The sequence below is a fragment of the Streptomyces sp. NPDC014891 genome (genome assembly GCF_043081085.1).
GTDB lineage: Bacteria > Actinomycetota > Actinomycetes > Streptomycetales > Streptomycetaceae > Streptomyces.
Map to the genome: position 1 here is coordinate 43,767 of NZ_JBIBWF010000009.1, position 17,791 is coordinate 61,557.

General features: G+C 72.9%; 16 protein-coding genes. 10 read left to right on the plus strand and 6 right to left on the minus strand.

What is annotated here, in order from left to right; all coding sequences use genetic code 11:
• Positions 1 to 188: 188 nt before the first annotated feature.
• Entirely contained in the window at positions 189 to 1,985 is a 1,797-nt protein-coding gene (locus tag ACF09E_RS24810) for an AMP-dependent synthetase/ligase (RefSeq protein ID WP_392207154.1), read from the minus strand.
• A 255-nt stretch (positions 1,986 to 2,240) separates the two neighbouring features.
• Here ACF09E_RS24810 and ACF09E_RS24815 point away from each other — a divergent pair, with 255 nt between their 5' ends.
• From ACF09E_RS24815 to ACF09E_RS24840, 6 genes are all read left to right on the plus strand, one after another.
• The gene (locus tag ACF09E_RS24815) at positions 2,241 to 3,008 is read left to right on the plus strand and encodes a metallophosphoesterase (protein WP_392207156.1); all 768 of its coding nucleotides are present in this window, start codon (positions 2,241 to 2,243) and stop codon (positions 3,006 to 3,008) included.
• Positions 3,009 to 3,098: 90 nt separating this feature from the next.
• Positions 3,099 to 3,542 (plus strand): SRPBCC family protein, encoded by a 444-nt coding sequence (locus ACF09E_RS24820; RefSeq protein WP_388802154.1) that lies wholly within the window; start codon positions 3,099 to 3,101, stop codon positions 3,540 to 3,542.
• 200 nt (positions 3,543 to 3,742) lie between these two features.
• Positions 3,743 to 4,876 (plus strand): ArsA-related P-loop ATPase, encoded by a 1,134-nt coding sequence (locus ACF09E_RS24825; RefSeq protein ID WP_392207158.1) that lies wholly within the window; start codon positions 3,743 to 3,745, stop codon positions 4,874 to 4,876.
• Positions 4,877 to 4,919: 43 nt separating this feature from the next.
• The gene (locus ACF09E_RS24830) at positions 4,920 to 5,429 is read left to right on the plus strand and encodes a DUF5304 domain-containing protein (protein ID WP_392207160.1); all 510 of its coding nucleotides are present in this window, start codon (positions 4,920 to 4,922) and stop codon (positions 5,427 to 5,429) included.
• 66 nt (positions 5,430 to 5,495) lie between these two features.
• A complete protein-coding gene (locus ACF09E_RS24835) occupies positions 5,496 to 6,437 on the plus strand; it encodes an ROK family glucokinase (protein ID WP_148004464.1) in 942 nt (313 codons plus the stop codon).
• A gap of 72 nt (positions 6,438 to 6,509) precedes the next feature.
• Positions 6,510 to 7,256 carry an endonuclease/exonuclease/phosphatase family protein gene (locus ACF09E_RS24840; protein ID WP_392207162.1) on the plus strand — a complete coding sequence of 249 codons (747 nt, stop codon included), beginning with the start codon at positions 6,510 to 6,512 and terminating at the stop codon, positions 7,254 to 7,256.
• A gap of 67 nt (positions 7,257 to 7,323) precedes the next feature.
• On the opposite strand, the gene ACF09E_RS24845 is transcribed toward ACF09E_RS24840, so the two are convergent.
• Positions 7,324 to 7,998, minus strand: a complete 675-nt coding sequence (locus ACF09E_RS24845; RefSeq protein ID WP_388802166.1) for a hypothetical protein — start codon at positions 7,996 to 7,998, stop codon at positions 7,324 to 7,326.
• Positions 7,991 to 8,773, minus strand: a complete 783-nt coding sequence (locus ACF09E_RS24850) for an alpha/beta hydrolase (protein ID WP_392207164.1) — start codon at positions 8,771 to 8,773, stop codon at positions 7,991 to 7,993. The genes ACF09E_RS24845 and ACF09E_RS24850 overlap by 8 nt, the downstream gene beginning before the upstream one ends.
• 191 nt (positions 8,774 to 8,964) lie before the next feature.
• Here ACF09E_RS24850 and ACF09E_RS24855 point away from each other — a divergent pair, with 191 nt between their 5' ends.
• From ACF09E_RS24855 to ACF09E_RS24870, 4 genes are all read left to right on the plus strand, one after another.
• Positions 8,965 to 9,696, plus strand: coding sequence for a 1-acyl-sn-glycerol-3-phosphate acyltransferase (locus tag ACF09E_RS24855; RefSeq protein WP_148004468.1), 732 nt, complete (start codon positions 8,965 to 8,967; stop codon positions 9,694 to 9,696).
• A gap of 48 nt (positions 9,697 to 9,744) precedes the next feature.
• Positions 9,745 to 10,956, plus strand: a complete 1,212-nt coding sequence (gene macS / locus ACF09E_RS24860) for a MacS family sensor histidine kinase (RefSeq protein ID WP_392207166.1) — start codon at positions 9,745 to 9,747, stop codon at positions 10,954 to 10,956.
• Positions 10,953 to 11,627: a response regulator gene (locus ACF09E_RS24865; RefSeq protein ID WP_388802175.1), complete on the plus strand. Its 675-nt coding sequence runs from the start codon at positions 10,953 to 10,955 to the stop codon at positions 11,625 to 11,627. The genes macS and ACF09E_RS24865 overlap by 4 nt, the downstream gene beginning before the upstream one ends.
• Positions 11,628 to 11,741: 114 nt before the next feature.
• Entirely contained in the window at positions 11,742 to 12,740 is a 999-nt protein-coding gene (locus ACF09E_RS24870) for a 2-hydroxyacid dehydrogenase (RefSeq protein ID WP_392207168.1), read from the plus strand.
• A 19-nt stretch (positions 12,741 to 12,759) separates the two neighbouring features.
• Here ACF09E_RS24870 and ACF09E_RS24875 read toward each other — a convergent pair whose 3' ends face one another.
• The 3 genes from ACF09E_RS24875 to ACF09E_RS24885 all read right to left on the minus strand — a co-directional run bounded on the left by ACF09E_RS24875 (position 12,760) and on the right by ACF09E_RS24885 (position 17,683).
• The gene (locus tag ACF09E_RS24875) at positions 12,760 to 14,649 is read right to left on the minus strand and encodes an anthranilate synthase family protein (protein ID WP_392207170.1); all 1,890 of its coding nucleotides are present in this window, start codon (positions 14,647 to 14,649) and stop codon (positions 12,760 to 12,762) included.
• Positions 14,650 to 14,749: 100 nt separating this feature from the next.
• Positions 14,750 to 14,806: a trp operon leader peptide gene (locus ACF09E_RS24880; RefSeq protein ID WP_073917353.1), complete on the minus strand. Its 57-nt coding sequence runs from the start codon at positions 14,804 to 14,806 to the stop codon at positions 14,750 to 14,752.
• Positions 14,807 to 14,896: 90 nt separating this feature from the next.
• Positions 14,897 to 17,683, minus strand: a complete 2,787-nt coding sequence (locus tag ACF09E_RS24885) for an N-acetylmuramoyl-L-alanine amidase (protein ID WP_392207172.1) — start codon at positions 17,681 to 17,683, stop codon at positions 14,897 to 14,899.
• Positions 17,684 to 17,791: the final 108 nt, after the last annotated feature.

The following is a 17,791-nucleotide window of genomic DNA, read 5'->3' on the forward strand; positions in this document are numbered from 1 at the left end:
GCGGGCGGACGTCGGGGCCCAAGGGCTGGGCCCCCTTGCCTGGGGGCGGACGCGGCAGGGCCCCAGGGCCGCGCTGTGGGCCCCCGGCCCGCGGAAGGGCGTCACCGGCCCCGCGCGGCGGTGGAAACGGCCGGAGGGCCCGGGGCGGTGATCGCCCCGGGCCCTCCGGCCGTCCCCGCGCCGGACCGTCAGGCCCGGTAGATCGCCTCGATCTCGTCCGCGAAGTCCTTCGCCACCACGTTCCGCTTGAGCTTCAGGGACGGCGTGATGTGGCCCGCCTCCTCGGTGAACTGGGCCGGGAGGATGCGGAACCGGCGGACCGACTCCGCCTTGGAGACCGCCGCGTTGCCGTCGTCGATCGCCCGCTGGACCTCCGCCACCAGGTCCGTGTCGTCGCGGAGCGTCGCCGCCGTCGAGCCGGCCGGCTTGCCGTTCTCCGAGGCCCAGCGCCCCAGGAACTCCTCGTCGATCGTGACCAGCGCGCCCACGAACGGACGCCCGTCGCCGACCACCATGCACTCCGCGACCAGCGCGTGCGCCCGGATCCGGTCCTCGATGACCGCCGGGGCGACGTTCTTGCCGCCCGCCGTCACCAGGATCTCCTTCTTCCGGCCGGTGATCGCGAGGTAGCCGTCCTCGTCGAGCGTGCCGATGTCGCCGGTGTGGAACCAGCCGTCCGCGAGCGCCTCGGCCGTCGCCGACTCGTTGTTCCAGTACCGCGAGAAGATGTGCTCGCCGTGCAGCAGCACCTCGCCGTCGTCGGCGATCCGCACCACCGAGCCCGGCAGCGGCTGACCGACCGTGCCGATCTTCTGCCGGTCCCAGGGGTTGAACGCCGTCGCCGCGCACGACTCCGTCAGGCCGTAGCCCTCCAGGACCGTGAAGCCGATGCCCCGGAAGAAGTGGCCGAGCCGCTCGCCCAGCGGCGCGCCGCCCGAGATCGCGTACTCGCCGCGGCCGCCGAGCACCGCCCGCAGCTTGCTGAAGACCAGCTTGTCGAAGACCTTGTGCTTCAGCCGCAGGCCGAGGGACGGGCCCTGCGGGGTGCTCAGCGCCCGGCTGTACGCGATGGCCGTGTGCGCGGCCTTGTCGAAGATCTTGCCCTTGCCGTCGGCCTGCGCCTTGGCCCGCGCCGAGTTGTACACCTTCTCGAAGACCCGGGGCACGCCCAGGATCAGCGTCGGCCGGAACGAGGCCAGCTCGTCCGTGAGGTTCTTGATGTCGGGGACGCAGCCGAGACGGATCGGCGCCATCACGGACGCGACCTCGACGAGCCGGCCGAAGACGTGCGCCGCGGGCAGGAACAGCAGCACCGAGCACTCGCCGGTGCGGAAGAGCGGCTTCAGCCGCTCCACCACGTTGCCGCACTCCGCGAAGAACGCCCGGTGGGTGAGGACGCAGCCCTTGGGGCGGCCCGTCGTGCCCGAGGTGTAGACGATCGTCGCCGGGTCGTCCGCGTTCGCCGCCGACATGCGCGCGTCGAGGAGCGCGTCGGACACGTCGAGGCCGGTCGCGGTCAGCTGCGCGACCGCGTCGTCCTCGATCTGCCAGATGCCCTTGAGGTCCGGCAGGTTCTCCTGGACCGACACCACCGACTCCTGGTGGGCCGCGCTCTCGACGAGCACCAGGGTCGCGCCCGAGTCGCCGAGGATCCACTGGATCTGCTCCGGCGAGCTGGTCTCGTACACGGGTACGGTCACACCGCCCGCGCTCCAGATCGCGAAATCGAGGAGGACCCACTCGTAGCGCGTGCGGGAGAGCAGCGCGACCCGGTCGCCCGGCTCGACGCCGGCGGCGATCAGGCCCTTGGCCGCCCCGCGGACCTCCGCGAGGAACTGCGTCGCGGTCACGTCCGTCCACACGCCGTCGACCTTGCGTCCCATGACGGCGACGTCTGGGTGCTGGGAGGCGTTGCGGCGGATGAGATCCGTCAGGTTGCCGTCCGCGGGGACCTCGTACAGGGCCGGAAGGCTGAACTCGCGCAAGACTGCTGCTCCTCATCGGGCGCCGGCGCCACGGCTCTGTGTGATGCACCGGTGTAGTCCAAGAACTGGCGGGTGCTCCGTGGGGGAGAGCACGACTGGACTGCCCGGACGTTACCCATCGGTAGACGGTTCCGGATAGGGGGTTCCGGCCAGATGTTCCGTGCGTCACACCTGTGTGGCGGTGCTCTCCGCACAGTAATCCACAGGTTTCCGGACTCGGAAGTAACCGCAGGTGACACCCCCTAAGGTGGGCCCATGCGAGTCCATGTGGTCAGTGATGTGCACGGCAACGCCGGAGACCTCGCCAGGGCGGGGGACGGCGCCGACGCCCTGATATGCCTCGGGGACCTGGTCCTCTTCCTCGACTACGCCGACCACAGCCGGGGGATCTTCCCCGACCTCTTCGGCGTCGAGAACGCCGACCGGCTGGTCGAGCTGCGCACCGCCCGCCGCTTCGACGAGGCCCGCGACCTGGGGCGCCGCCTCTGGGCCGAGCTCGACGTCGACCGCGAGACCGCGATCGAGGCCGCGGTCCGCCGGCAGTACGCCGAACTCTTCGCCGCCTTCCCCACCCCCACCTACGCCACCTACGGCAACGTCGACATTCCCCGCTTCTGGCCCGAGTTCGCCCGGCCCGGGACCACCGTGCTCGACGGCGAGCGGGTCGAGCTCGGCGGCCTCGTCTTCGGCTTCGTCGGAGGCGGACTGCGCACCCCGATGCGCACCCCGTACGAGATCTCCGACGAGGAGTACGCGGCGAAGGTCGAGGCCCTCGGCGAGGTCGACGTCCTCTGCTCCCACATCCCGCCGGAGGTGCCGGACCTGACGTACGACACCGTCGCCCGCCGCTTCGAGCGCGGCAGCCGGGCCCTGCTCGACGCCGTCCGGCGCACCCGGCCCCGCTACGCCCTCTTCGGCCACGTCCACCAGCCGCTGGCGCAGCGGATGCGGATCGGCTCCACCGAGTGCGTGAACGTCGGACACTTCGCGTCGACGGGCAGGCCCTTCGCCCTGGAGTGGTGACGGGCCCCGCCGCGCAGCGCGATAGCCTTCCGTCGGCACGTCTGTGCCCCTTTTACTTCCGCCGGACCGCACAGTGGAGGAGCCACCGCGATGGCCGAACACACCAGCTCGAGCATCACCATCGAGGCGGCACCGGCCGACGTCATGGGTGTGATCGCCGACTTCGCCCGCTACCCCGAGTGGACGGGCGAGGTGAAGGAGGCCGAGGTCCTGGAGACCGACGGCTCCGGCCGAGCCGAGAAGGTCCGGCTGCTCCTCGACGCCGGCGCCATCAAGGACGACCACACCCTCGCGTACACCTGGACCGGGGGCAACGAGGTCAGCTGGACGCTGGTCAAGTCCCAGATGCTCCGCTCCCTCGACGGCTCCTACCGGCTCTCCCCGGTCGGCGGCGGCGACCGCACGGAGGTCACCTACCAGCTGACCGTCGACGTCAAGATCCCCATGCTCGGCATGATCAAGCGCAAGGCCGAGAAGGTCATCATCGACCGCGCCCTCGCGGGCCTGAAGAAGCGCGTCGAGTCGGGCGCCTGAGAGGGTGTCCTGCCGATCGGGCCGGGCTCGCGGGGCCTGATCCGGCCTGATCGACAAGACACCCCCCAGGCCCTCAGGGGCCACGCCGGACGGGCCGGATCGGCAGGACACCCCGCGCCCGCGCCGCCCCGGCCGGAGCCGTCCCGGCGGAACGGACGCCCGCGCCCGGCGCCGCGGAGGGCGCCGGTAACGTCCTCCGCATGCGGATCATCCTTGTCACCGGCCTCGGCGGCGCCGGCCGGACCACCGTCGCCGCCGCCACCGCCCTCGCCGAGGCGCGCGCCGGCCGCCGCGTCCTGCTCGTCTCCGAGGACGCCGCACCGCTGCCGGACCACGACGGGCTCCGCCTCCTGCGGCCCCGGCCGGCCGACGACTTCCGCCGCGAGTTCCTCAGCCTCCAGGACCGCTCCTCCGCCGCCCTGGACCTGCTGGGCGTCGCGCCCTTCGAGGACGCCGAACTCACCGAACTCCCCGGCAGCCGCCCCTTCGCCCTGCTCCGCGCCCTGCGCGACGCCGCCGAGGGCGGCCACGACCTCGCCGTCGTCGACCTCCCGCCGCTCACCGAGGCCCTCGCCCTGCTGGCCCTGCCCGAGCAGCTCCGCCGCTATCTGCGCCGCCTCCTGCCCGCCGAGCGCCAGGCCGCCCGCGCCCTGCGCCCGATGCTGGCCCAGCTCGCCGGGGTCCCGATGCCCGCCCAGTGGCTGTACGAGACCACCGGCCGCTGGGAGGCCGAGCTGGCCGCCGTCCAGGCCGTCGTCGAGGCGCCCGGCACCAGCGTCCGGCTGGTCCTCGAACCCGGCCCCGCCGCCGTCCGCGCCCTGCGCGCCGCCCGGCTCGGGCTCGCGCTCCAGCGCCTCCCCCTCGACTCCGTCGTCGCCAACCGGCTGCTGCCCGCCGACTCCGAGGACCCCTGGCTCGCCGGACTCACCGCCGAGCAGCACCGGCACCTCGCGGAGCTGCGCGCCTGCGCCGGCGCGGTCGACGAGCTGCCGCACCTCGGCCGGGACCCCCGCGGCCCCGAGGACCTCGTGCTCCTGGCGCCCGCCCGCCGCCCGGCGGACCTCCCCGACCCCGTACCGGCCTGGTCCGTCGAGGACCGGCGTGAGGAGGACGGCGTCCTGGTGTGGCACATCGGCCTCCCCGAGGCGGTCAAGCAGGAGCTGTCCCTCGTCCGCAGGGGTGACGAACTGCTCCTGACCGCGGGAGCCTTCCGCCGCAACGTGCCCCTGCCGGCCGCCCTGCGCCGCTGCACCGTCACCGGCGCGGCACTCGTCGACGGGGACCTCCGGGTCCGCTTCACCCCGGACCCCGGGCTCTGGCCCCGTACCCCCTGAGGGGGCGTGTACCGTCGAAGTACCAGCCAGTGAGGAGTACGCCATGAGCGATTCGGATGCCTGGGCCAGGGCGTGCGCCGAGGACCTGGAGGCGGAGAAGGCCCGCCGCCGGGCGGAGCGCGGTGCGGACACCGGCTCCGCCGCCGACGAGTTCCGCAAGCTCTTCGAGGCCGTCGCGGAGAAGGTCTCCGGAGGACTGGGGAACCCGCTGCTCGCGGGCCAGGCCGCGCAGACCGTGCAGCAGCTCGTCAACCAGGCGAAGGCCGCCGTCGAGCCCGTGATCGAGCGCAACCCGCAGGTCTTCGACCACCTCGCCGCCGCGGGCAGCGAACTGCTCGCCGCCTACCGCTCCGCCGTCGAGTCCCACGAGACCCGCTGGACCCGCGACGGGAAGGTGACCCCCGACGACCCGCGCGACCCGCGCCGGGAGGCCGACGGGACGGCCGCGGACGGCGGCGCGCACACCGGCCGGGCCGCCGCCGGAGAGGCCCCCGACGGCGACCGCAAGGACGACGAGGGGCCGGGAACCGGCCAGCACATCGACCTGGACTGATCGGGACGGCCGTCCCCCTCGGGTACGGTGGGCCTTAGCGGGGCTCGACCGAAAACTGAGGGACACATGGGACTCACCATCGGCGTCGACATCGGCGGCACGAAGATCGCGGCCGGCGTGGTCGACGAGGAGGGCAACATCCTCGACACGCACAAGGTGCCCACCCCGCCGACCCCCGAAGGCATCGTCGACGCGATCTGCGCCGCCGTGTCCGAGGCCGGCAAGGGCCACACGATCGACGCCGTCGGCATCGGCGCCGCGGGCTACGTCGACGACAAGCGCGCCACCGTCCTCTTCGCGCCGAACATCGACTGGCGGCACGAGCCGCTCAAGGACAAGGTCGAGCAGCGGGTCGGCCTGCCCGTCGTCGTCGAGAACGACGCCAACGCGGCGGCCTGGGGCGAGTACCGCTTCGGCGCCGGCCAGGGCCACGAGGACGTCATCTGCATCACCCTCGGCACCGGCCTCGGCGGCGGCATCATCATCGGCAACAAGCTGCGCCGCGGACGCTTCGGCGTGGCCGCCGAGTTCGGCCACATCCGGGTCGTCCCGGACGGCCTGCTGTGCGGCTGCGGCAGCCAGGGCTGCTGGGAGCAGTACGCCTCCGGGCGCGCGCTCGTCCGCTACGCCAAGCAGCGCGCCAACGCCACCCCCGAGCGGGCCGAGGTCCTCCTCGGACTCGGCGACGGCACCCCCGAGGGCATCGAGGGCCGGCACGTCAGCCAGGCCGCCCGTGCCGGCGACCCGGTCGCCGTCGACTCCTTCCGCGAACTGGCCCGCTGGGCCGGCGCCGGCCTCGCGGACCTCGCCTCGCTGTTCGACCCCTCGGCGTTCATCGTCGGCGGCGGCGTCTCGGACGAGGGCGACCTCGTCCTCGACCCGATCCGCAAGTCCTTCCGGCGCTGGCTGATCGGCGGCCAGTGGCGTCCGCACGCCCAGGTCCTCGCGGCCCAGCTCGGCAACAAGGCCGGTCTGGTCGGCGCGGCGGACCTCGCCCGCCAGGGCTGAGCGGCCACTCGTCCGACAACCGCCCGTCGCGTCCCCGTGGACGCGGCGGGCGGTTGTCGTACGTTACCTGTCATGGCGATCAGTGAGCTGCCCAACTCCCGCACCGAGGAGGACGGTTCGGCCGTCCTCCGGGTCCTCAGCTACAACGTGCGCTCGATGCGCGACGACGAGGACGCTCTCGCCCGGGTCATCCGGGCCTGCGATCCCGACCTCGTCTTCGTCCAGGAGGCGCCCCGCTTCTTCCGCTGGCGCAAACACGCGGCCCGGCTCGCCGCCAAGAGCGAGCTCGTGATGCTGAGCGGCGGCGCCACCGCGGCCGGACCGATGCTGCTCTGCTCCCTGCGGGCCACCGTGGAACGCACCGAGGACGTCCTGCTGCCGCTCACCCCGGGCCTGCACCGGCGCGGCCTGGCGACCGCCGTCGTCCGCTTCGCCCGGGCCCGGGTCGGCCTCATCAGCTGCCATCTCAGCCTGCGCAAGGACGAGCGGTACGCCCAGGCGGGCATGGTCCTCGACCGGGTCGCCGCCCTGGGCACCCCGTACACCCTGGTCGCCGGCGACCTCAACGAACGGCCCGACGGCCCCGCCTTCCGGCGACTGGCGAACGAACTCCGGGACGGCTGGGAGGCCAGCCCCTGGGGAGGCGCGTACACCTCGACCCCCGCCGATCCGCACCAGCGGATCGACGCGATCCTCGCCACCCCCGGCGTCGAGTTCCTCGGCTGCGGGGTGCCGACCGACCTCGACCCCGGGGACCTGCGGGCCGCCACCGACCACCTGCCCGTCCTGGCGGCGGTGCGGGTGCCCCCGGCCCCCTGAGGTGCGGGGCCGCCTCCGGCCGGGGCCGCGGGCCACCGGCCGGCGCGCGGCCCCGGTGCCGGGAGGGTCAGACGACCGCGCCGCGGCCCGGGTCGTCGAAACCGTCGTCCTCGTCGTCGTGCTTCATCCGGCCCACCAGCGTCGCGAAGCCGCCCAGGAAGCCGCCGATGCACAGCGTGGTCAGCCACCACGTCATGTCCCAGCCCAGCAGGACCGCGACCAGCATCAGCACCGGGCCGCCGACCACGGCCAGCCAGGCGAACCTGGTCGTCGCGTCCGTCTCGGGCAGCGGGGGCGGCTCCGGGGGCACGAAGTGGCCCTCGTCGGAGTCCCCGGACGCCTCGTCCGGCTCGGCCGGGGAGTAGTCGCGCGGGCCCGCGGGGCGCACGCCGGGCGCGAAGACCACGGAGCTGCCGAGCGCGGGCCGCTCGGGCCCCGCCTCCGGCTCCTCCTCCGCCCCGGGCTCCTCGGAGCCCTCGGGCGCCGCGCCGCCGGGCGCCGGCCTAGGCTTCCACGGCGTGCCCTTACCGGCCGCCGGCGCCGGACGCACCGGCCGGACCTCGCCGTCACCCTCGCCGTCGCCCTCCGGCTCGGGGAGCGACAGGTTCTCGACGGTCCGGAACGGCTTCGCCCCCGGCGGGTCGGCGGGCTCCTCGCCGTACCCCGCGACGATCGCGGCCCACGCCGCCTCCTCGTCGACGGGCTGCGGCTCCCGCCCGGCGCCGTCCTGCTCCTCAGCCACCGCTCCTGCTCCCCTTCTCGTCCACGAGACCCGGCGCGAGACGCTCGACGAAGGCCAGGCTCTCGTCGAAGACGCGCTCCGCGTCATGGTCCAACGTCGCCACGTGGTAGCTCTGTTCCAGCAGGACCTCCCGGACGTCCGTCGAGGAGATCCGGGACAGGATCCGGGCCGAGTCGGCGGGCGGCACGACGTGGTCCTGCGGGCTGTGGAGCAGCACCACCGGCTGCGTGACCTGCGGAAGCTCCGCGTCCACGGTCTGGAAGAAGCGCCGCACGGAGTGCGCCGCGTGCAGCGGCACCCGGTCGTAGCCCAGCTCGGTGACGCCCTCCTTGGCGATGTCGCTCGCGATGCCCCTGGTCGACGGGACCAGATGGCGGGCGACCGGCAGGGCGTACGCCGCCAGGCCGTGCACCTTGTTCCCCGGGTTCACCAGGACGATGCCCCGCACGGCGTCCCCGTGCCGCGCGGCGAGCCGCAGGGTCAGCGCCCCGCCCATGGAGAGGCCGAACACGAAGACCGTCGCGCACCGCTCCAGGAGCTCGCCCAGCGCCCGGTCGACCTCGGCGTACCAGTCGTGCCAGGTGGTGAGCTGCATGTCCTGCCAGCGGGTGCCGTGTCCGGGCAGCAGCGGAAGGGACACCGTCAGACCGCGTGCGGCCAGGAACTCGGCCCACGGGCGCAGCGACTGCGGGGAACCGGTGAATCCGTGACAGAGAAGGACGCCGACCTCTCCGCCTTCATGGCGGTACGGCTCGGCTCCGGGAAGGACCGGCACCGGGGGTCTCCTGTTCGCTCGGCTTCGCGTCCGCCCTCGGGTGCGCCGAGGCGACGGAAAGATGGGGAAGGACCTTCACGGTACGCGACCGGACCGACACCGACCAGGGCCGTAGCGGGGGCCGTACGCCGGTACGGGATAAAGTCGTCGCCACGGCACACGGAAGGCATGGCGAGTTGATCTACGGCGCAATGAAGTTCTCCCTCGGAGGGTCCCTGAAGCTTGCCTTCCGGCCCTGGGTGGAGGGTCTGGAGAACATCCCCGCCGACGGACCCGCGATCCTGGCGAGCAACCACCTGTCGTTCTCCGACTCCTTCTTCCTGCCCGCGGTGCTCGACCGGAAGGTCACCTTCATCGCCAAGGCGGAGTACTTCACCTCGCCGGGCGTGAAGGGCAAGCTCACCGCCGCCTTCTTCAAGGGCGTCGGCCAGCTCCCGGTGGACCGCTCGGGCGCGCGCGGCGCGGGCGAGGCGGCGATCAAGGCCGGCATCGAGGTCATCGAGAACGGCGGCCTCTTCGGGATCTACCCGGAGGGCACCCGCTCGCCCGACGGCCGCCTCTACCGGGGCAAGCCCGGCGGCCTCGCGCGCGTGGCCCTGGCCACCGGCGCGCCGGTGATCCCGGTCGCCATGATCGACACCGAGAAGATCCAGCCGCCCGGCAAGGTCGTCCCCAAGCTGATGCGTCCGGGCATCCGGATCGGCAAGCCGCTGGACTTCACCCGCTACCAGGGCATGGAGGGGGACCGCTTCATCCTCCGCTCGGTGACCGACGAGGTCATGTACGAGATCATGAAGCTGTCCGGCCAGGAGTACGTCGACATCTACGCGACCGCCGCCAAGCGGCAGATCGCGGACGCGGAGAAGGCGGCCAAGGAGGCCGTGAAGGCCGAGATCGCCGCTCGGGAAGAGTCCGGCGCGTAGGCGTCCGGCGGGAAGGCGTCCCCCCGGGGACGTCCGGGGGTGGGGGAGATGGCCAAGCGTGAGCGTGTCGTGCGCATGTCGGTCGAGCAGCCGCTGTGGCGGGCGCTGACCGGCTACCGCGTCCTGACCATGGTCTACGCGGTCCTGCTGTTCGCCTTCGGGCGCGAGCGGTACGAGCGGCCCTGGGTGGCCCTCCTCTATCTGGCGTTCCTGTGCGTCTGGACGCTCGCGACCCTCCCCAAGGTGGCGAACGCGGCCAGCTGCACCAAGCGCTTCCTCGTCGCCGACCTGACCGTCGCCCTCGTCGGCATCCTCCTCACCCCGCTCGCCGACGCCCAGGCCCAGTCCGTCGACCACTCCACCCTGCCGACGATATGGACCGCCGGATCGGTCCTCGCGTACGCGATCAAGGGCGGCTGGCGGTGGGCGGGAGTCGCCTCGTCGCTGGTCGCCGTCGCCAACCTCGTCGAGCGCGGCCACCCCAGCCGGGACACCCTCCACAACGTCCTCCTCGTCTGGGTCGCCTCCATCGCCATCGGCTACGTCGTCGAGGTCGCCCGCGCCTCCGAGCGGACCCTCGCCCGAGCCCTGGAGATCGAGGCCGCCACCCGCGAACGGGAGCGGCTCGCCCGGGACATCCACGACGGCGTCCTCCAGGTCCTCGCGATGGTGCAGCGCCGCGGCACCGCCCTCGGCGGGGAGGCCGCCGACCTCGGCCGGATGGCCGGGGAGCAGGAGGTGGCCCTGCGGACCCTCGTGGCCGGCGGCCTCAACCGGCCCAGCCTGGTCTCCGAGGACGAGTCCGAGGGAGCCGTCGTCCGGGTCGTCGAGGAGGACGAGGAGTACGACGACGGTCCCGTCGACCTGCGGCTGCTGCTCGCCCCCCGCGCCGGGGCGAAGGTCACCCTCTCCGAGCCCGGGGCGCCCGTGCTGCTGGCGCCGCCCGCCGCCCGGGAGCTGGCCGCCGCCGTCGGCGCCGCCCTGGACAATGTGCGGGTGCACGCCGGGAGCGGGGCCCGGGCCTGGATCCTCGTCGAGGACTGGCCCGACGAGGTGATCGTCACCGTCCGGGACGACGGCCCCGGCATCCCGGAGGGCCGCCTCGCCCAGGCGGAGGGGGAGGGTCGGATGGGCGTCGCCCTCTCCATCCGGGGGAGACTGCGGGATCTGGGCGGCACGGCCGAGCTGATCTCGGTCCCCGGACAGGGCACGGAAGTCGAGTTGAAGGTTCCCCGGGGGAAGGCAGGACAAGGAAGATGAGCGAGCAGCAGCGGATCAAGGTGATGGTCGTCGACGACCACCCGATGTGGCGGGACGCGGTCGCCCGCGACCTGGCCGAGGCCGGCCTCGACGTGGTCGCCACGGCCGGCGACGGCGAGCAGGCGGTGCGCCGCGCCCTCGCGGCCGCGCCCGACGTCCTCGTCCTGGACCTCAACCTCCCGGTGAAGCCGGGCGTCCAGGTCTGCAAGGAACTCGTCGGCGGCCGCCCCGGCCTGCGGGTCCTGGTCCTCTCGGCCAGCGGCGAGCACGCGGACGTCCTGGAGGCGGTGAAGTCCGGCGCCACCGGCTACCTCCTCAAGTCGGCGAGCACCGAGGAGCTGATCGACGCCGTCCGGCGGACGGCCGCCGGGGACCCCGTCTTCACCCCCGGCCTCGCCGGACTGGTCCTCGGCGAGTACCGCAGGCTCGCCACCGAGCCCGCCCCCACCGCCGGCACCGACGAGCCGAAGGCCCCGCAGCTCACCGAGCGCGAGACGGAGGTCCTCCGGCTCGTCGCCAAGGGCCTCAGCTACAAGCAGATCGCCGAGCGCCTGGTGATCTCGCACCGCACGGTGCAGAACCACGTCCAGAACACCCTCGGCAAGCTCCAGCTGCACAACCGGGTGGAGCTCGTCCGGTACGCCATCGAGCGCGGCCTCGACGACGCCTGAGCCGGCGGACGGCCCGCCCGGCGTCCCGGGGACGCCGGGCAGGGCGGCGGGGCGGGCCGTATATTCGCGAGGAGTGCGCGTATCCGGCCCATCACCGTCGATGAGGGGAATACCGTGGAAATCCTGGCATTCGGTGTGCAGGCGGATGAGAAGCCCCTCATCGAGAAGGCCTTCGAGGGCCACCACGACGTCCGCTGCCTGAGCGTCTTCCTCAGCGAGGACACCGCCCCCATCGCGGCCGGCTACGAGATCGTCTCCACCAGCGTCAACGCCAGCCTGGACCACCGCGTCCTGCAGACCCTCGCCGCCGGCGGCACGCAGATGATCGCCCAGCGCTCCACGGGCTTCAACAACATCGACCTGGAGGTCGCCGAGCGCCTCGGCCTCACCGTCGCCCGCGTCTCGTACTACTCGCCGTACTCCGTCGCCGAGTTCGCCTGGACCCTCGCCATGGCCGTCAACCGCCGGATCGTCCGCGCCTCCAACCGGACCCGCGACTTCGACTTCCGCCTCGACGGACTGATGGGCCGCGACCTGCGGGGCCGCACGGTCGGCGTCCTCGGCACCGGCAAGATCGGCGAGGCCTTCACCCGCATCGCCCACGGCTTCGGCATGAACCTGCTCGGCTGGGACGTCGCCGAGAACCCCGCCTGCGTCGCCCTCGGCATGAAGTACGTCGAGAAGGACCGGCTCCTCGCCGAGGCCGACCTGGTCAGCCTGCACGTCCCGCTGCTGCCGGCCACCCGCCGCATCATCGACGCGGCCGCGCTCGGGACCATGAAGGACGACGCCATCCTGGTGAACTCCAGCCGCGGCGGACTCGTCGACACCGACGCGCTCGTCACCGAGCTGCGGGCCGGCCGCTTCGCCGGCGTGGGCCTCGACGTCTACGAGGCGGAGGCCGGGCTCTTCTTCCTCGACAAGTCCCTGGAGATCGTCGAGGACGACACCCTGGCCCGCCTGGTCACCTTCCCGAACGTGGTGGTCACCTCGCACCAGGCCTACTACACCGAGGACGCCGTCGGCCAGATCATCGACACCACGGTCCAGAACGTCCTCGACTACACCGCCGGCCGGCGCGGCGAGAACGTCCTGGTCCCGAGGACCGCCTAGGCGGCCGCCACCCGCCCCCTCAGACCAGTACCCCGGCGAGCAGGGAGGCCGTGAGCGCCGCGCCCTCCGTCGTCAGCACCGACTCCGGGTGGAACTGCACCCCCGCGAAGCCCGGGCCGCGCAGCGCGTGCACCTCGCCCGTCTCCGCGTCCCGGCTCACCTCGATCCGGTGCAGGGCCAGCTCCGTCGCCGTCCGGTCGTCGCAGCGGGCGGTGAAGCTGTTGTAGAAGCCGACGGTCCGCCGCTGCCCGAAGAGGTCGATCCGCAGCTGCGCCCCCTGGAAAGGGGTCCGCTTGCGGACGATCTCCAGGCCCAGCTCGGCCGCGATCAGCTCGTGCCCGAGGCAGACGCCCAGCAGACCGTGCCGGTGCTCCCGCACCAGCTCAGCCGTCAGCGCCCGGAGGAACCGCATCTTGGGGTCGGCGGCGTCCGCGGGGTTCCCGGGACCGGGGCCGAGGACCACCGGACCCTCGTGGGCCAGCGCCAGCTCCCGCAGCCCCGGCTCGTCGTAGCGCAGCACCGACACCTCAAGGCCCGAGGAGCGCAGGACGTGCGCCAGCATCGCCGTGAACGTGTCCTCGGCGTCGATCACCAGCGCGTGGCCCGAGAGCTCCGCGGACCGCGCCTGCATCTTCAGCCAGAACGGCGCGAGGTCCGCCCGGCGCGCGTCCAGGGCGGCCCGGACCCGGGGGTCGTCGGCGAGCCGCGAGGGCGCCCGGTCCGCCGCGCCGCCGCCGGGCCTGCCCTCCCGCACCCCGAGCGCGGTCAGCACCCCGGCGGCCTTGGCGTGCGTCTCGGCCACCTCGCCGGCCGGGTCCGAGTGCCGGACCAGGGTCGCCCCGACGGGCACCCGCAGCCCGCCGTCCGCGTCGATGTCGGCGGTGCGGATGAGGATGGGCGAGTCCAGGGTCTGCGCCCCGCTCGCGTCCGTACCGAGCAGGGCGAGCGCGCCCGCGTAGTAGCCGCGGCCGACCCCGTCCCGCCCGAGGGGCTCGTACCGCTCGATCACCCGGCACGCGTTCTGCACCGGCGAGCCCGTCACGGTCGCCGCGAACATCGTCTCCCGCAGCACCTCCCGCACGTCCAGGCTGGAGCGTCCCCGCAGTTCGTACTCGGTGTGCGCGAGATGGGCCATCTCCTTGAGCCGGGGTCCGATCACCACCCCGCCCATGTCCCCGACCGTGCACATCATCTTGAGCTCCTCGTCGACCACCATCGACAGCTCCTCGGTCTCCTTGCGGTCGGCGAGGAAGGCGAGCAGGCCCTCGGCGGTGGGCGCGGCCCCCGCCGGGTAGCGGTACGTGCCGCTGATCGGGTTCATGACGACCGTGCCCCCCGACATCCGCACGTGCACCTCGGGGCTCGCGCCGACCAGCGTCCGGTCGCCGGTGTGCACGACGAAGGTCCAGTACGCGCCCCGCTCGCCGGTCAGCAGCCGCCGGAACAGGGCGAGCGCGTCGGCCCGCCCGAAGCCCGGGATCTCCCCGGTGTACGTCCGCCGGATGACGAAGTTCGCGCCCTCGCCCGAGCCGATCTCCTCGTCGATCACCCGCCGCACGATTCCCGCGTACTCCTCGTCGGAGACGTCGAACGCGCCGCCCTCGACGGCCACGTCGTGCGCGGGCAGCCGGTCGAGGGCCTCGGCGAGCGGCAGCTCGTGCACCTCGTCGGCGACCAGGACGGAGAGTGGGGTGCCGTCGTCGCGGACGTCGAAGCCGCGCTCGCGGATCTGCCGGAAGGGGACCAGGGCGAGGGTGGGCAGCGGTCCGACGGGCAGCTCCGCGAGGCGCTCGGCCTCGTGGACCCGGCCGGTCAGCACCTCGACGGTGTCGTGGTCGCGGCCGGGGGTGCGGCGGCGCAGCAGGGCGAAGGGCGGACCGGCGGGATCGAGAAGACGGGAGAGGTCCATGGGCGGGTTCCTTCCGGAGGGAGTACGGAGAGGAACGGCCCCGGGTACGAGAAAGGCCGCCCCTCGGGCGGCCTTCGCGTGTCTGTCGGTGTACGCGCAGTCAGTGGGCCGCCGGATGAGCGGTCCACCACCAGTTCTGGATCTGGGAGGCGTACATGCGAGCACTGTAACCCAGCCGGACACGGGAACGGGGCCCGGTCCGCACCGTGGACGGTACGGACCGGGCCCCGCGGCGGGGCGACCCCGATCAGACGATCAGGTTGTAGCCCTTCCAGCCGCCGCCGACCGAGACGCGCGGGGCGTACGGGTTCGGGTAGCCGTTCGTGTTCTTGTAGAACCACAGGACGCCGGTGGTGTCCCGGGCGATCAGGTCCGGCCTGCCGTCACGGTCGAGGTCGCTCGGGCCGACCATGACGTCGTAGGCGTTCCAGCCGCCGCCGACCTTCGCACGGGTGGCGTACGGGTTCGGCGAGCCGCCCGTGTTCTTGTACAGCCACAGCACGCCGGTCTTGTCGCGGGCGATCAGGTCCGGCCTGCCGTCACCGGTCATGTCACCGGTGCTGATCAGCTCGTTGTAGACGTTCCAGCCGCCGCCGACCCGGACACGGGTGGCGAAGGGGTTGGGAGCGGCGCCGGTGTTCGTGTACAGCCACAGCACGCCGGTCTTGTCGCGGGCGATCAGGTCGGGCCGCCCGTCGGCGTTCATGTCGCGCGCGCCGAGCAGCTTGTCGTAGACGCCCCAGCCGCCGCCGACCCGGAGCCGTCCGGCGAAGGGGGCGGAGGGCTTGCCGGTGCCCTTGTAGTACCAGAGGACCCCGTCCTTGCCGCGGGCGACCATGTCCCCGGTGCCGTCGGCGCGGAGCGCGGTCATGGGCGTGACGGCGTCGTAGTCCTGCCACCCCGGGCCCACGCGGTAGCGCGTGAGGAACGGCGCGGTGCCGCTGCCGGTGCCCTGGTACTGCCACAGGACGCCCGAGGCGTCGCGGGCGATGAGGTTGTAGCGGTCGGTCGCGGAGACGGGGGCGGCGCCGGGGGCCTCCGCGATCTCGCTCTGCTTCACCCAGACGATCTTGTGGTGGAAGCGGATCGGCACGAACAGCGTGTTGCCGACGACGTTCTTCTGGGCGGAGCCGAACCAGTCGTCGCCCTTCACCGCCGGGCCGGCCTTCACGTAGGACTGGCCCGCGGCGAAGGAGAACTTCGTCAGGGAGGCGTTCTCGTCGCCCGGGGCGGAGAGCCCGGCCGCGGTGTAGGCGGCGGTCTCCGGGAAGGAGCGGCCGAAGACCTTGGCCGCGGTGAGGCCCGAGGCGACCTTCACGGTCGTCGCGCCGCTCACCGGCGCGGTGTACTGGCCGCCGGGGTTGAAGAACCAGGCCTTCTGCCCCGCGTACCAGATCGCCGTCCAGTCGGTCCTGGCCTCGGCCACCACGTACGTACCGCCGGCGCGGACCTTGTTGCCGTAGTTCGAGCCCTCGTTGGGGCCCGAGGTGAAGTACGGGTCCTTCAGCGGCGTCCCGCCGGTGGACGGCGTCGTGTACAGGTAGCCGAAGTTGGCCGGGCGCGCCGACACGGCCGTGCCGCCGACGGTCAGCTTGGGCTGGTTCGCCGTGGTGAACGGCGGCACCACACGGACCACCTGGCCGGCCCGGAGCAGGCCGCCCGCGCCCTTGTCGCCCTGCGGGGCGCCCAGGAGGGACATGTAGTAGTTCCAGTCCCAGTACGGGCCGGCGTCCCAGTGGAGGTTGGCCAGGCCGGCGTCGGTCTGGAGCGCCACCTCGTCGTGACCGATGATGTGCTCGCGGTCGATGGGCACGCCGTACTTGTTCGCCAGGAACTTCACCAGTTCGGCGGAGGAGCGGTACTGCGGCTCGGTGTACCAGCTCCCCTCCTTGATGGCGTAGCCCTCGTGCTCCACGCCGATGGCGTGCATGTTGTGGGTCCAGTTGCCCGCGTGCCATGCCAGGTGCTTGTTCTCGAGCATCTGGGTGACCTGGCCGTCCTGGGCCCTGATCAGGTAGTGGGCGCTGCCCCCGTTGTTCGGATCGGTCAGCACCTTGAGCGAGCCCTCGTAGGGGCCCTCGGTGTCGTGGATCACGATCTGGCGGATGTCCATGCCCTGGTTGGGGCGGTCGCCCGCGGTGTAGTTCTTCTTCACCGTGGACGGGGGGACGGCGAGCTTGGCGTCGCAGTTCAGGCCGGCGGGGCACTCGGGGACCGCGGCGGCCGCCCTGGTGCTCGCGAAGGTCGCCGCGAGCGGCACGTTCGACGGCTTGACCGGCTCGACCGCGGGGTCGGCCGGCAGGGCGACCTGCTCGCCGTCGAGGGTGACCGCGCGCTCGCCCTCCTGGATCGACTCGAAGACGCGCTTCGCGAAGAGGTCGGCGCCCTTCTTCTCGGGGGACTGGCTGTAGCGGGCCACGGCCGGGTACCAGTCGCCCGCCTCGTCGGACAGCGCGGCGCCGGCCTGCTTCTGGTAGTCGGCGAGCAGCGCGGCGCCGGCCCGGATGGAGGCGGTGGTGTCGTTCTGGACGGCATCGGTGGAGCTGTCGATCAGCTCGGCGGCCTTGTCCAGCGTGTGGAGCCGGGGGTCGTCGGTGTCGACGAGCGCCTTCTCCAGGATCTGCCGGACCTTCGCGCGGTCGAAGGTCTTCTCGATCTCCGGCCGGCCCGAGCCGTTGAAGTGGTCGATCTGCTCGTCGGTGACCTTCTGGGGCACGTCCTCCGGGTCGACCTTCGTCAGACCCATGACGTTGTACGCGCCGGTCGTGCTCGGCTCGCCGTCGTGCGACTCCCAGCGCGTCTGCTGGTACGACACCGCCATCAGCACGCTCTGCGGCACGTCGAACTCGCGCGCCGCGTTCGCGAACTGCGACTGGAGGGAGACGTCACCGGCCGCCGCGCCGTCGCCCGCCGCACCCAGCAGGCCCGGGGAGGCGACCGCGAGGGTGCCGATCGTGGCGGTCGCCACGACGGCCGCCGCCGCGCCGTACAAGAGTCGTTTCTTCTTACGGTCCCTGCGGTGCCTCTGGGTCACACCCACCCCTGTGTTCGACTGTTCAAACGAATGTTCAAAGTGAAACGGGCCAGAGGGTAACACCACTCGATGGCATGAATGTCAGCGAGTGACATTTCGGGCAGGTGT

Coding starts and splice junctions, on each gene's coding strand:
- macS (WP_392207166.1), top strand. CDS start 9,745: ATGGCCAAGCGTGAGCGTGTCGTGCGCATGTCGGTCGAGCAGCCGCTG.
- ACF09E_RS24840 (WP_392207162.1), top strand. CDS start 6,510: ATGGCGATCAGTGAGCTGCCCAACTCCCGCACCGAGGAGGACGGTTCG.
- ACF09E_RS24825 (WP_392207158.1), top strand. CDS start 3,743: ATGCGGATCATCCTTGTCACCGGCCTCGGCGGCGCCGGCCGGACCACC.
- ACF09E_RS24835 (WP_148004464.1), top strand. CDS start 5,496: ATGGGACTCACCATCGGCGTCGACATCGGCGGCACGAAGATCGCGGCC.
- ACF09E_RS24820 (WP_388802154.1), top strand. CDS start 3,099: ATGGCCGAACACACCAGCTCGAGCATCACCATCGAGGCGGCACCGGCC.
- ACF09E_RS24865 (WP_388802175.1), top strand. CDS start 10,953: ATGAGCGAGCAGCAGCGGATCAAGGTGATGGTCGTCGACGACCACCCG.
- ACF09E_RS24855 (WP_148004468.1), top strand. CDS start 8,965: ATGAAGTTCTCCCTCGGAGGGTCCCTGAAGCTTGCCTTCCGGCCCTGG.
- ACF09E_RS24815 (WP_392207156.1), top strand. CDS start 2,241: ATGCGAGTCCATGTGGTCAGTGATGTGCACGGCAACGCCGGAGACCTC.
- ACF09E_RS24830 (WP_392207160.1), top strand. CDS start 4,920: ATGAGCGATTCGGATGCCTGGGCCAGGGCGTGCGCCGAGGACCTGGAG.
- ACF09E_RS24875 (WP_392207170.1), bottom strand. CDS start 14,649: ATGGACCTCTCCCGTCTTCTCGATCCCGCCGGTCCGCCCTTCGCCCTG.